Source organism: Catalinimonas locisalis (assembly GCF_038039535.1).
Classification (GTDB): Bacteria; Bacteroidota; Bacteroidia; order Cytophagales; family Cyclobacteriaceae; genus Catalinimonas.
Genome location: NZ_JBBPHP010000008.1, coordinates 1 through 13,452 on the forward strand (window position 1 = coordinate 1; position 13,452 = coordinate 13,452).

The following is a 13,452-nucleotide window of genomic DNA, read 5'->3' on the forward strand; positions in this document are numbered from 1 at the left end:
ACAAAGGTGGCTAGTAGGCAACCAATCCACTATTGTTTGGTATCACTTTACATAAGCGACTACTCTACATAATGAGCATTATGTAAAGCTTTACATAAATCACATTCCCATCCATCGGGAAACCTCACCCCCAGCCAGGCAGATATGCAACTTACCAATAAGCTCAAAGAGGCAGGAAAGTTTCTTGACTTGCCAGTACTGGATCATATTATCATTACATCAGAAGCATACTACAGTTTCGCTGATGAGGGAGTGCTTTAGGCACTCCTTTCTTAATTTTCCTTCCAACTTGGAGACGGCCTCCGTGGAGACGGCCACCATGGTAATGGCCACCGTGGACCTCCGTGGACCTTTTCAGTGGTGGCGTAATATCGAATAGAAGTTCGCTTTTAGCCCATCGGCCACGAGTATTCATTCCTCACTATACCCATGTTTATGAACCCTATGCGGGCCAACCTCTAGGTCACCCATTATTCCGCTAGAACACAGTACCAAGCTACCTTACCAGCAAAAGCAGTCCTGCCATTCCAAGAAGCTACATGTCCAGCGCACTCCACTTTAGGTTTGCCTTGTGCTATGCTTCCCACATTAAGTTGGGGCTATCCCATATAACTTAGGTAAACAGACCCCAATGAGATTTGAGCTTAGCTTTTCTATTTAGTTTCGTATGCTGTAGAGTAATTTCAAACAAATAAGCACAAATACTATGTATGCTTGCGCTAAAGTTTGTAAATAGTGGAAAAATGTACGTATTATCATGCAGGATGACCAAAAAAGCGTAAATGAAAAGTTTAATGCCGTATTCAAAGCTTTAAATACGAATGCATCACAAGTGAGTAAACGTCTGGGGTTGAGTCGTCCGGACAAATACTATAAAATAGAAAAAGGTAAAGCTAAGCCTAGTTTTGAAACGCTTTCAGAAATCATCCAGATGTATCCTCAGATCAATGCTAATTACTACTTCAAAGATGATGTACCTATGTTTGAAGAAGGAGCAGAAGCTTATTCCAACCAACAGAACTCAATACAAAACTTGCGCATTAAGCACCTGGAACAAAAAGTAGCGATGTTGGAAGCTCAAAACCAGGAACTCATCCAACAATTGGAAAGCATGAGAAACAAATGATCAGGCATGGCTACAATTATTTTTCTTTAGACAATAAAGTCTTGTTGTACTTGTTCACACCCGGAATGTCAGTCTCTTGAACCCCTGTCCATCCTGGAGCAATCCAACCTGGTATGTAATACTATTTTTTTATAGAGGGAGAGGAAATCTACAGTGCCAATAATTGGAAATACCCTTTCAAATTAGAATACCAAAAATAATACGTATTAATTTCGTTAATTTGCAATTCATCATAAGAAATTATCTATAGATATATCTGTAAAATCATATTAATATCTTTTTTTGCCAATAATATGTATTTATTGTCCTGCTCTATTCTTAGTAGAATGCGTATTTTTTTCGTAAATTAGGATGATTTTATTCAGCAAAGTGCTTAGCAAGTTTAAGTATCATTTCTGATATAAAACTATACAATATGATGACATTGGTCGGGCCTCCTATGCAGAATGATAGTGGACCAGACCAAAATATAGAGTGCTAAACTTACCTGAAATAGAAAGCCAGTATAATAAATTTATTAAGGATCAAATCTGAGAAAAACGCTCCAAACACTCAAAGCTAACCTAACCAATGGAAAGAAGAATACACCTGTTTTTTGAAAAGATTGCAGAAAGCCTGTTTACGCTGCCGCCCATCATGATTGGTATGTTTGCCATGTATGCTTACCTGGTCTATGAAAGTCAGGCTCTCTTAATTAACCAATTACCGGATACAATCATAGGCTGGCAAAGAGAAGGCGCTGCATGGTTTCTTTCAGTAGCCATACACCTGACTATTCTCACTACTGCAGCGAATAGTAAACTTGTCCACCAGGCATTTCCGGTGCTCTTTGCTTTTGCCGGTTATTTTATCACGACCCTCTTTTTTGATGCCTGGAATTTTGCCAAAGCTTCTCAGGACATATTCATAAGCCAGCTTTTTAGTTTGCTGATCGCTGTGATCAACTATTTGTTTGTATACCTCTTCGTAGGAAAGTGGAAAGAGTTAAAAACCCAACAAGCAGATCAACAGGCTTTACAAGATGCTAAGGAAGCGGCAACCCAACTCAAGGAAGAAGTTACCAATACCCACCAATCCCTTACCATGCTGCAAGCACAACTCAACAAACGTAACGAAGAACTTACCGAAGGTAAACAGGCCCTTACCAAGCTTCATCAAACCTTGACCAGGCAACAACGACAGCATGAGGAAGAACTACAAATGGTCGCTGAAAATAGGATGTGTGTCACTTGTGGTTACCAAGCCGATACCTATCAACAACTGTCTCGCTACAAAAGAGACTGTGAGCTTTGTAAAAAAGCGAGGAAGCAGAAGAATAACCATAAGGTTAAAATTGCCTGATTTAACCAAAGCTTTAATAAATAGTAATGTCACCAAGAAAAGTCAGGATAGTCAGAAGAAGAAATGTGCTCCTTAAAACAGAGTGTATGCTAACCCTCATCATGCTTATAGCCATCATGAAGTTTTCTCTAGGGCTACCCTGGTATATGTTATTAGTAGTTACGATTTTATTACACCGCTTACTCTACAAAGCTTTCTATTCATCCAGATGGTTTCGTTATTTATTTGCACTTTCTTTCTCAATTTTCTGGGGAGTATTGGCAGCTTCTTTTGTTTCCAGATTGGATAGTGAAGGGGTATTCTCTGTTTCCTTCATTGGGATCTTTACATTTCTGTTCAGTCTATTTTCACATAAAAAACAATTTGCTTTTTACTCCAAGGCTGATCTGATCATCTACCAACGTTAGGTACGCCATACATTAGATCACATATTAGGCAAGAAACAATTAAGAAAAAATAGGCAGCCCAAAAGGCTGCCTTTTTCCTACTTCCATAACTACCAAAATTATGGGGTTACAAAAGTAGTAATAGTATTTAAATATTACATCATAAATTATAAACTTTTTCAATTTTTTATTGTGATAAAGTAATTTTGAGATCATATTTGCACTTATTAATATTGAAAAACTAATCAAAACTTACATAGGTTTACGGTGTTGGCTATGCAGTATGAATTTAATACCCTGAAAAAACTTGTTTCCGGAACGTTGTCATTAAATTACACCCGCCGTAGTGATCTTTCTCAGCAACGTCATTTTCTTCAGGATCGCTTTCCTCTTTGTATGAAGCATTATGCGGTTCACTTCAGCCTTCATAATGAAAAATGGCAATTCATTTCCTTTGATCGTAGTACCCAGGAACAGCTTTATGATTTACCTATGGCCTTTCCGGAGAGACACTATCCGGCATTAAACAGAAGCCCTTATGCTTACCTGCTGGACTGGCTGGTGGATTACTTTCAACTTCCTCAAAAAGATATTGAATGGACCAGCTATCATCATGAAGAAAATCAGTTGACCATAGAGTTGGTAGTGTTATCAGATTTTCAGGAAATAGATGCCCAGGAAGTTTATTTTCACTACTACCAGACCATGCTTTACATAGAAGGGGAGAAGATTAAAGAACGATGGGCGAAAGTGATTTTTAGTCTGACACAGGAAGATGAAATCAGGCTTTATGTTCAGAATCATCAAAGGGCCCTTGATCGTCTACGAGCAAAAGTGAAAAGCAACATTAATAGTCAGGAACACCATCGCCTTCATGAATACTCACCAACTTTTACCATAGAGGATACTTACAAAGCCATGTATACTGCCCTGGATGCACTTATGATGCATCTGGAAAGTCAATATGGTAAATTTGTTGACGATAAAGCCTGCTTGTCTTTTCGTAGTCGCCTGAGGGCTTACCAGGAATTATCACCTGCATTAAACTTACTCCTGGAACGGTTGACTGAAGATCAGATTAGCGATGATCTTCAAAAGATCATCAAAATGCCAATTAATCATTTTCAACGTTTGCCCTATCATCAGGAAGTAACCTACCGTGAACTTGTTTACGGAAAACAACTCATCAAATCTCTGGCCCATGACTCACAGGAACCAAAAGATGAATTGGACTATGTACAGGTACTCCTAAGGGAAGATTTTAACCATCCGGACTTGCTTGATTTTCTCTCCAAAAAGATAGAAGCCGATATTGAAGCAGAAATTGATCCGGTGAGTAGACTTCGTTTCTGGATCAAGCAATGTCGTCAATTGCCCATTACCAATCCTTTGAGTTATCTACCAAACCTACCTCCCCTGAAAGAACAATTACTGGAGTGGCTTCAAGAAGAACTGGTGTTTCGTAAAGAAGTAGAAGGTCAAGATGAAAAAACGAAAACTTTATCTGTAGATCAAATGATTCCTATTGGTCTCTCAGTACCACAGTGGGCATTATTACTACGACTTTTACATGAAGTGGGCATATTATTACCGAGGCAAAAATCTGATCTGTTCAGAACGTTTTCACAGTTGGTTTCCACAAATCGTGTTCATAAAGTTTCTGCAGGAAGCCTGCAGTCTAATTATTACAGAATAGAAGAGGGAGCAAGTAGAGTTGTCAAAGATAAAATTATTGAAATGCTCAACGTGGCCCGGAAGATTACCCAGTGACAATCAGGAACAAATCTTTCCAAGCTCATGCAAATCCAGCAAAAGCAACCTAATTACAGCGGTAATTAAGGATACAGCGATAGAAAAAATAAAATTTATTTCTTATTGACTATCAATGACTTAAGAGGGGTAGTACTACCCTTACTACTGTTTTTGCTTTTCCCTTTTTTTCTACTTGCAGGCATCAAACAAAACACAATAAAATATGTCTGCACAAATCGTTACTACTGAAGATCTGTTAATCTTTAAAAAAGAGTTGATTGAAGAGCTAAAAGGCTTATTAGCCCAAAACGTTGCGCAACCCAAACAATGGTTGCGGTCTTCTGAAGTGAGGAAGATGTTATCGGTTTCTCCCGGAACCCTGCAAAACCTGCGGATCAACGGCACGCTACCTTACACCAAAGTAGGAGGGGTAATCTATTATGATCAGGGCGATATTCTAAAAGTATTGGAGGAAAATAAAATAGATAATGGACTATGAGTCATTATCCCAATTACCAGATCATGCTACCGGGAGTCGTCCGTTTTGACAAGCGTTTACCTCCCAATGCAAAATTACTGTACGGAGAGATAAAGGCCCTTTGTGACCAACAGGGCTACTGCTGGGCAAGTAACAATCATCTCGCAAATCTTTATGGTGTTCAAGCAAAAGTCATTTCTCGTTGGATCAGTTTACTAAACAGATTCGGATATGTTAAGATTGAAGTACTCCGGGGTAATCAGCGGAAAATTTATGTCAATAGCGATCCACTGCAGAAGGGTAGCACCCTACCTTTTATAGTAGAGCAGAGGAACTCAATAGTAGAGGGCGATCTATCCAAAAGTAGATCGGAAGAACACTTACACCTTATTAATAATATTATCGATTATAACTATCGATTATATAATAGAAAAGACCATGATTCATCTACTAAAAAGTGGAGGGAAGATAAGAAGCCTGAAGGGAAAGATATAGATTCAAAAAAGTCGGAAACCTCCCCCCGGGTTGCGCCAGTCCCGGTACGACGCTCGTCCCCTCCTCAGAAATTTGTAAAGCCAACCACCGAAGAAGTGGAGTACTACATGAAAAAGCAAAAGGCACTTTGTCCCAATATTGAAATTACTCACCTACATGCTTTAAAGTTTGTAAGTCACTATCAGGCCAATGGTTGGAAGGTAGGACACCACAGTATGCAGGATTGGAAAGCAGCAGTAGACAAATGGCTACTCAACGCCGCGAATTATCAACTCCAGAAACCACAAAACCATGAAAACCGATTACACAGCGGAGGGGCAAAAGACTACAGCATACCGCTCTGAAGATAATTTCTCAGTCACCTGGCAGCGGTTCAGCAATGAAGTACAATTGGCTTTACCCAACTTTAAGATAGATGCTATGAACAAATCGGTTATAGAATCTGTACTGGCTTACTTTGCCAGTGATAGGGTAAAGTGTCAAAATGCAGGTTTAAACCTTCAGAAAGGCTTATTGCTATCGGGGCCGGTAGGTTGCGGAAAAACTACCTTGATGCGCCTTTTTTCCAGGCAGCGATACAGGATTATTTCAACCCGTGAGATCAGTCGGCAGTTTATTCAAAATGGCCACGCAGGGCTGGAAAAATATGGTGCCAAGAGTTTTGTGAAAAAGCATACCGGTTATGGAAAACAAATATGCTATGACCAGCCCATTACCTACTGTTTTGATGATCTCGGAGTAGAGCCCAATGCCCAGCACTTTGGCAATGAGTGTAATGCAATGGCCGAAGTATTACTTGACCGTTATGAGCAATTCATCAGTCGGGGTATGTTAACCCATATGACAACCAATCTGAATACCCATGAAATTGAAAATTTGTACGGGGATAGGGTTCGCTCCAGGCTCAGAGAAATGTTCAATTTGGTCAGCTTTCCCAGAGAAGCCAAAGACCGTAGAAGGTAAAATTTGAAATGATTACAGCAAGAAGGGCAGGTGCAGGTACTTTATCAATTTGTTGATTATTAGTGAGTTACAACATGTTTATGAAATGATGGAGTACTTAACTCCTCTATCTTACTGATAATCAATAAGCAAAGAAGTACCAACCGAAGTACCTTATATAAAATCACGCATGAGCAGTAGTAAAAAAATCAATGTATCTAATACACTACACCAGCAGATTGAAGAAGAAAGTAAAAGGCTAAAGCTGTCTCATAAAGATTATGTGGAAGCATGTATCAGTTTCTTTCTGAAGCGTCAGCTGGATCCCAGAATCTATCAACCGGAGGAAAATAAACAGATTATCCAACAGGCCATAGACCGGCTCTTTTCCTACCTCATGCATCAGGAGAAATACCTGTTAAAAAGTTTATTCTTAGAAACTGCCAAAGCCCGGATACTAAGTGAGTTGTCAGTAAATCACTTAATCACTCTCCTTACCGATGACGAGGCTAGTCTGCAAAATATGCAGCAGGCAGATCAACAATATTTAGCTGAGCGCCTGAGACATGTAAAGGACCAACTGGATAATTTCCATTCCTAAACTCTAACAAAATGCATAGTAAAATCATCAATCCGAGACAGCACGGAAAGTTTGTGTTCAACAACCGCGGTTCCTGTAAGGGAATCGTCACCTATCTTGGCCATGAGGCAAGAGAGCAGGACAAAGAAACCCAGTTTTTCAATGATGAAAAATCAGGTATCAAATCAGAATATGTAAAAGAATCCATAGATGCTAATACTCAAGGTTTACGCAAGAATCAGGAAAAGTTCTTTTCTCTGGTGCTTTCTCCTTCAGAAGAGGAGCTGAGGCATTTGCAACATGATCCTGAAAAGTTCAAGGCCTTTACCCGGGAAGTTATGCGAAACTATGCCGTTAACTTTCAACACAAGGATAAACCTCTGTCCTCAAAAGATCTTATCTGGTTTGCTACGATTCATGAAGAAAGAAAGGTTAAAGAGGGAGAACAGAAAGGGGTAAGTAAATCCGGCTCTCATCAGCATGTACATATCATTGTTAGTGGCAAAGACAAAAGTGGAGCGTTGAGATTGAATCCCCGGCATCATCAATCCCAGTTTTCCATTAGAGAATGGCAGCAGCAAAATGGCAAGACTTTCCAGCAGATGTTTGGCTATGAGAAAGCGACTGACTCAAAGAAACTTACTCAAGGAATGGCAGAGGATCAGGTAGAGAGGCACCAGGAGCGCATCAGAAACCGAGTAGATCATCTCAACCAATATTTTGTAGGAAGTCAAAAGATAGATATTCACAGAGCATTGGCCATTGCAGAAGAGAAGCAATACGGAAAAGGTTTTTTCTTCAACCTGCACCGACTCACTCAAAACTACCAGAAGGGAAAGCTAATCCACAATCCTTATCATGTGCTTGAAACCGGAAGAGACGAGAAGGTTTTTCACCCAGAAAGGTCAATAAGCAGTGTGGCGAAAAGTATTCAGCAAATGGGCCATGAAACCAGTGAGGAAGATGATCTCTTCCTAGAGCGACTGAAAAAGAGAAAGTCTGTTGAGATAGATCAGGAAAGGTGATGGGTCAACATAGCTCAACTTTTGAACTACTCCTAATATGCTTTCTTTTCTTGTTAACTTTGATGGGAGCCGAGTACTACTTGCTGATTAAGCTTGATAGCTCTGAAATTGAGGGATGGCATCCACTACTGCAGAGAGCGGTACAATTGCTTCTGGACCTGGGAAAAGGAATAAGATTTATGGCTGTTTTGAGCTACACTGGAATAGTGCTACTATCTTCAAAACCAGACTCCTCCCGGCAAAAAAGAATCGCTTTTTCTATCACAATAAGGGTAGGAGGGAGCCTAATGGCAATCCTTTCTACATGGATGTTGCTTAGAGTAAATGGTTATGCAGCAAACATTGTTTACTGGCTTTATCCCACTGCCGCTTTTGGAACACTCATCAGTCTGCCATTGCTCTTACAAATCATTTATGCTAAGAGCAATAGGAGGAAAGATCAATATGAATCTCGTAAAATAGAAAATGATGATAGTATTCATCTAAAGACCCAAAGAGGTTGGATTAATGTCACTAATCCTTTTAGAGGAACCTTGGTGGTTGGCTCTTCTGGTTCAGGTAAATCAGAAAGCATCGGCAATACTTTTATCCAACAGTTTATCCAGAAAGGCTACTGTGGAATTATCTATGACTTCAAGTTTCCCACTTTGGTTCAGGAAGTTAATTCTGCACTACACTCGTACTGTAATGACACCGAAAAAAATTTTTATATTATCAACTTTCAAGACCCCACGCTTTCTCATCGTTGTAATCCACTCGCCCCAGAAAATATACCTACGCTTGCCCATGCCGAAGAATATGCCAGGGCCATCGTCAACAACCTGGATACCAGTACCATCAAACAAAGAGACTTCTTTTCTAACTCTGCTATCGCCTGGCTGTCATCATTGATTTGGTTCTTTCGTTCAGAATATCCTCAATACTGTACCTTACCGCATGTCATCAATACAGCACTTTATAAAGACTATGCGCAAGTGATCAGCATGCTGCAAACTAACCTAGAGAGTGCGGATATGAGCCGCAGTATTGCTACTGCTATTGAAAACAAAGCTGAAAAACAGATCGCAGGAGTAATTGCATCATTACAAATATTGGTCAGCAAGATCAACAGCCCGGAAATTGTCTGGACATTGACTGGTGATGATTTTGATATGAAAATCAATGACCCTAAAAATCCCAAGTTATTATGCCTGGGTTCATCTCCGGGTTTAGTAGATACTTTTAGTCCGGTGATTTCTCTTATCATCACAGTATCCTTAAAACAGATGAATCAGCAAGGGAAGCATAAATGCTTTGTACTATTGGATGAGGCACCGACTCTTTACATTCCTAAGTTTGAGATGATTCCAGCCACAGCCAGAAGTAACAAAATCGCCAGTGTCTATATGGCTCAGGATTATGCGCAAATGATTGATATGTATGGTAGAGAAAAAACCGAAGTCATCATTGCCAACCTATCCAACCAGTTCTATGGAAAAGTTAGCTCAGTTCAAACAGCTAAGTCAGTTTCTGAGATGATAGGAAAAGAGGAAAGGCTTATCACCAATCATTCCAGGGGAAGCAGCAGAGGAAGTAAAGGAGGTAGAAACCTTTCTCACAATACCAGTATTAGCCATCAGGAAAGATACATCATTAAACCTCAGGAAGTCATGCAACTTCAACCCGGAGAGTTTGTAGGCCAAACCGTAGAATCTACCATTCCTTATTTCTGGTCACGTGTGAAAAGAAGAGGTTTTGAGAATTCACGTTATCTTACAGCCTTTACACACTTTGAAGGCCAGGATATTCAAAAGATGTTACAAGCTAATTTTAAGCGAGTGAGGGGGGAGGTTGAACATATTGTTAAGCATTATTAAGATAAATTTATACTGTGAGTAAGCTAAACCATTAAATTGATAAGGTGAGTAAAACATTGGCCGATTTTCAATCTTCTTAGTATTAGTTACTCTTCTTTCTCGAGCAGAGCTTGGAAGCTCTTAAGTTTATCTTTGCGAATAGCTTCGTTGATTTCTTTCCTGACATCTTTAAAATCCGTCACTCTTCCACAATAATACATTTCCACAAAAGGAGATTTTACCAGAATCTGATCCATCAGCTGCTGCGGAGCAAGGGGACTTTCCAATGCAGCATATTCTTCATAAGTCATCTGAAGGAAAGCAGTAGTAGGACTTACCCCCTGCTGATCCAGCCAGTAACCCTGCTTTAAAAGTATAGGTCTAAGCAATTGCTCCCCTGACTTCAGGTCCTGGGGAGCGGGAAAAGAGAGAATTCGGCTACCATCCTTTGAAAGCTTTACCGGCACATAATCCGAGTAATCTTCCTGCGTTTTGTAGACGATCAAAGGCGCAGTATCAATCAGAAGTAAGGTGGGTGCTGATCTCATACACGCAGTACTGAGCAGCAAGATGCAACAGACAAATAACTTTATCAATACCTGACTCATGGTTTCAGTACTTTGTGAATCGTCTGTTGTCCTTCTGCCCATATACAATGTACTAAATAGAGTCCTTGAGAAAGATGCTGCATATTTATGCTGACTTCTTCATGGTTGACTGGTATGTCCTCTAAAAATCTACCCTGAGCATCATAAATTTCTACGATCAGAGGACGCTCATGCTCAAAAGCCATGTGCAACAGATCCACTATCGGATTAGGATAAAGGCGGATTTCTACACTTAAGGCATCACCGAGGCCTGTTACTTTGTCTACTTTAAAAAAGTCGCTGAAGTCATACACATTGGCATCTTCAGTATTATAAATGGCTATCCAGTAATCTGAAGCAGTGGTCATAGTATCTGGCAATTGCCACATGTAACTTCCGCTATTGCTGATATTTTCTGCAATGGCAAATTGAAGGTTTTCACCTTTATAGAGTTCCAGGCTAACATTTTCTATAAAATTACTTTCCCAACTGATTTCCTGGGTAGAACCTGACTGCCAGGACGCCCCATTGACAGGGCTGCTTAATGAGATCAGTTGCTGTTGCTGCTGGCGATTAACTTGTATATCCAGTGCATAGGTTCCCAGCTGACCGGCAAAGTATGGAGATACCCAAAGCAGAACTTTGCCTCCACCAGCTACTACGATATTTTCATCCATTTCAGTATCAAAAGCTTCTGACCAGTCGGTGCCCGCTTTTTTAAAAGAGAAAATTACATCATTGGTGTAGGTCAGGCCATCCTGGCTGTCGTAGCTGTCGTGTACCCTGACGTTGATTTCATAGTCCGGACCAGCAGGCAGGTCCAATTGGTAATAATCATAATCCAGTTCAGTATGCTGGTTGGCATCTGTAATTTTGACACTGGACTGATTATTGGTAAACTGACTCACATCCAGGCTGAAGGCATTCACTTCCGTATCATTGTCTTCATAAGCATCCGCGGCTATGGGAGGCGCCTGCACGATGACGGCTACCGGATTTACGTACTCTCCTCCGGCCAGCAACAAAGTATCTGTGCCATTTCCACTAAACAGCGCCAGCAGGTAAGTGCCAGGTTCAATTTCAGTGCCTGCAGAACCTAAGCTTAGATTTTCTTCAAATGTAAAACCAGAAGGAAGTGAGGGAATCTGTATAGAATCCACCATATCCTGATAATACCCTTCCAAATCATACAGTGCCGCATAGATGGTTCCTGTAAACTCCAGATCACCATAATTGGTCACATTGAAAGATACGCTGTAGGATTGACCCTGCATAATAGATGCTGATTCCAGTGTTAGGGCTGCTGATAGTGTCATATCATTATCCGAACCCAATACTTCCACATCCAATACAGGAGCATAAGTATCACTATTCACCAATTGCCAGTCCCCATCTTCGGCTTTGTAGAAGATCGCTAGGGCATAAGTTCCCGGTGTGGCGATGGGCAAGCCTTCGGAAGAAAAATTCAGCTCGTAATAAGTCTGAGCTTCAAAAGTGGTGAAAGAAACACTATCTAATATTTCGGTAATATTCTCACGATTGGTAATTACGGCAGCCAGTTGGCCAGAAAATTCTCCCAAACCAAAATTGGCTACCTGTACATCTACAGTAAATGGATTGGCAAAAAGAATGGGATTGGGATCAATCTGAATTTCACTATAGAGTTGCATATCAAAACTTTCAGGGTCAGTAGGCTCATTAGGATCCTGTCCACCATTATCATCTTTAGGTGTGATGCCATAGACAATTGCCTGGTCACTGTTGTAGCTACCGTTTCCTCCACCCGTACCCAGTTCAGAAGGACTTAGGTCATTGATATAATAGTAGCCGTCCATCATACCACCCCATCCCCAGTTAAAATGGAAAAACTCATCATCCTGATAACCATCGCAGACAAATGCATGTCCTGCACCATTTCCCATACCTTCATAATAAATGGGGCGACCCGCGTCCAGTTCGGATTGCAGGAGGCTCACCCACTGCTCCTGTGTAAACTGTTCGCGATGAGCCAGTTCAGCCTCATACTGAAAATACTTTTGCAGTGCAGGTTGTACCAAGACGGCACCGGCAGAACCGCTGCTGTTGACCCCATACTGCATGTCTACACTGACTCCGGCATGAAAACTCAGTAGAGCTACTGCCTCATTGGGAGCATTGACTTCATCAGGCATCTGATCCCAGGCATATTCGGCCAGCCCAAAATCAGCGGAAATGGTACCATAAGTACGGTGTTGATAGGAGTAAAAACCACTGCCTCTTTCTGGATAGTTGTGATATTTCATAATCTGCGCCATAGCAGTAGCCACACAGCCTACTACTACACTTTCTCCATATTCTGCATCATAAGGACACATATCATTGAAGTAAGGAGATTGATTCCACTTAGTACTCATCAGGGGAGCTACTGCTTTGGTAGACTCAGAACCCAGCTCACGCCATGCTTTGGAAATCCGGGCAGTAGGCTGCTGTTCCTCCCTGATCAGCTGTCTGAGCTGCTGTTCATAGTGATCCACCCACTTCCGATAAGCATCAGGTAACTGATTGACATCAAAGTTGCCTTCATCCGAAAAACCTAAAATAGGATAAGCGGCATCGTCACCGGAAACGATGACAAAACCATCTGTTTCATTATTGAAAATATAATAGAGCGGTTGAATGCTCTGGCGAGTGTTGGAGGAAGCAGGCATGCGCTTGACATAGCTTAACTGCAACTCAACAGATTGCACCCTTCCATTAGTTTGTGAGAGCCGGTGGCTTAAAAATTCTCTGGCAATGATTTCTGCCTGTTCAGGTGTTACCTCTGCTCCAAGACAAAACAGAGAGAATAGCCAAAAGCAAAAGAATTGAGACAAAATGAAAAGACGGTGCGCCATTGTTTTTCCTGGCAAAAATAAGGAGCTCATGC

12 protein-coding genes and 1 pseudogene are annotated in these 13,452 nt (G+C 40.9%); 11 read left to right on the plus strand and 2 right to left on the minus strand.

What is annotated here, in order from left to right; all coding sequences use genetic code 11:
- Positions 1-111: 111 nt before the first annotated feature.
- From WJR50_RS12300 to WJR50_RS12350, 11 genes and pseudogenes are all read left to right on the plus strand, one after another.
- A pseudogene (locus tag WJR50_RS12300) lies at positions 112-261 on the plus strand (JAB domain-containing protein); the annotation flags it as partial.
- Between the two features lie 496 nt (positions 262-757).
- Complete coding sequence (locus WJR50_RS12305) at positions 758-1,126, plus strand: helix-turn-helix domain-containing protein (RefSeq protein ID WP_341293581.1); 369 nt, start codon at positions 758-760, stop codon at positions 1,124-1,126.
- A 570-nt stretch (positions 1,127-1,696) separates the two neighbouring features.
- Positions 1,697-2,467 (plus strand): hypothetical protein, encoded by a 771-nt coding sequence (locus WJR50_RS12310; protein ID WP_341293582.1) that lies wholly within the window; start codon positions 1,697-1,699, stop codon positions 2,465-2,467.
- 86 nt (positions 2,468-2,553) lie between these two features.
- Positions 2,554-2,874 carry a hypothetical protein gene (locus tag WJR50_RS12315; RefSeq protein ID WP_341293583.1) on the plus strand — a complete coding sequence of 107 codons (321 nt, stop codon included), beginning with the start codon at positions 2,554-2,556 and terminating at the stop codon, positions 2,872-2,874.
- Positions 2,875-3,129: 255 nt separating this feature from the next.
- Positions 3,130-4,623 (plus strand): hypothetical protein, encoded by a 1,494-nt coding sequence (locus tag WJR50_RS12320; protein ID WP_341293584.1) that lies wholly within the window; start codon positions 3,130-3,132, stop codon positions 4,621-4,623.
- A gap of 205 nt (positions 4,624-4,828) precedes the next feature.
- Positions 4,829-5,104 (plus strand): helix-turn-helix domain-containing protein, encoded by a 276-nt coding sequence (locus WJR50_RS12325; protein ID WP_341293585.1) that lies wholly within the window; start codon positions 4,829-4,831, stop codon positions 5,102-5,104.
- Complete coding sequence (locus WJR50_RS12330) at positions 5,101-5,922, plus strand: helix-turn-helix domain-containing protein (protein ID WP_341293586.1); 822 nt, start codon at positions 5,101-5,103, stop codon at positions 5,920-5,922. Before WJR50_RS12325 ends, WJR50_RS12330 begins: the two co-directional genes overlap by 4 nt.
- Positions 5,870-6,541, plus strand: coding sequence for an ATP-binding protein (locus WJR50_RS12335; protein WP_341293587.1), 672 nt, complete (start codon positions 5,870-5,872; stop codon positions 6,539-6,541). The genes WJR50_RS12330 and WJR50_RS12335 overlap by 53 nt, the downstream gene beginning before the upstream one ends.
- Before the next feature lie 169 nt (positions 6,542-6,710).
- Positions 6,711-7,121 (plus strand): BfmA/BtgA family mobilization protein, encoded by a 411-nt coding sequence (locus WJR50_RS12340; protein WP_341293588.1) that lies wholly within the window; start codon positions 6,711-6,713, stop codon positions 7,119-7,121.
- A gap of 11 nt (positions 7,122-7,132) precedes the next feature.
- The gene (locus tag WJR50_RS12345) at positions 7,133-8,125 is read left to right on the plus strand and encodes a DUF5712 family protein (RefSeq protein WP_341293589.1); all 993 of its coding nucleotides are present in this window, start codon (positions 7,133-7,135) and stop codon (positions 8,123-8,125) included.
- Between the two features lie 62 nt (positions 8,126-8,187).
- Positions 8,188-9,981, plus strand: coding sequence for a type IV secretory system conjugative DNA transfer family protein (locus WJR50_RS12350; RefSeq protein ID WP_341293590.1), 1,794 nt, complete (start codon positions 8,188-8,190; stop codon positions 9,979-9,981).
- Between the two features lie 86 nt (positions 9,982-10,067).
- Here the strand turns inward: WJR50_RS12350 and WJR50_RS12355 are convergent, their stop codons facing one another.
- Positions 10,068-10,508: a hypothetical protein gene (locus tag WJR50_RS12355; RefSeq protein WP_341293591.1), complete on the minus strand. Its 441-nt coding sequence runs from the start codon at positions 10,506-10,508 to the stop codon at positions 10,068-10,070.
- 56 nt (positions 10,509-10,564) lie between these two features.
- Positions 10,565-13,450 (minus strand): C10 family peptidase, encoded by a 2,886-nt coding sequence (locus WJR50_RS12360; protein ID WP_341293592.1) that lies wholly within the window; start codon positions 13,448-13,450, stop codon positions 10,565-10,567.
- Positions 13,451-13,452 lie beyond the last annotated feature (2 nt).

Excerpts from the sequence above, each read along its gene's own strand:
- WJR50_RS12315 (WP_341293583.1), top strand. The coding sequence starts at position 2,554 with ATGCTAACCCTCATCATGCTTATAGCCATCATGAAGTTTTCTCTAGGG.
- WJR50_RS12345 (WP_341293589.1), top strand. The coding sequence starts at position 7,133 with ATGCATAGTAAAATCATCAATCCGAGACAGCACGGAAAGTTTGTGTTC.
- WJR50_RS12355 (WP_341293591.1), bottom strand. The coding sequence starts at position 10,508 with ATGAGATCAGCACCCACCTTACTTCTGATTGATACTGCGCCTTTGATC.
- WJR50_RS12335 (WP_341293587.1), top strand. The coding sequence starts at position 5,870 with ATGAAAACCGATTACACAGCGGAGGGGCAAAAGACTACAGCATACCGC.
- WJR50_RS12350 (WP_341293590.1), top strand. The coding sequence starts at position 8,188 with ATGGGAGCCGAGTACTACTTGCTGATTAAGCTTGATAGCTCTGAAATT.
- WJR50_RS12310 (WP_341293582.1), top strand. The coding sequence starts at position 1,697 with ATGGAAAGAAGAATACACCTGTTTTTTGAAAAGATTGCAGAAAGCCTG.
- WJR50_RS12330 (WP_341293586.1), top strand. The coding sequence starts at position 5,101 with ATGAGTCATTATCCCAATTACCAGATCATGCTACCGGGAGTCGTCCGT.
- WJR50_RS12305 (WP_341293581.1), top strand. The coding sequence starts at position 758 with ATGCAGGATGACCAAAAAAGCGTAAATGAAAAGTTTAATGCCGTATTC.
- WJR50_RS12360 (WP_341293592.1), bottom strand. The coding sequence starts at position 13,450 with ATGAGCTCCTTATTTTTGCCAGGAAAAACAATGGCGCACCGTCTTTTC.
- WJR50_RS12320 (WP_341293584.1), top strand. The coding sequence starts at position 3,130 with ATGCAGTATGAATTTAATACCCTGAAAAAACTTGTTTCCGGAACGTTG.
- WJR50_RS12340 (WP_341293588.1), top strand. The coding sequence starts at position 6,711 with ATGAGCAGTAGTAAAAAAATCAATGTATCTAATACACTACACCAGCAG.
- WJR50_RS12325 (WP_341293585.1), top strand. The coding sequence starts at position 4,829 with ATGTCTGCACAAATCGTTACTACTGAAGATCTGTTAATCTTTAAAAAA.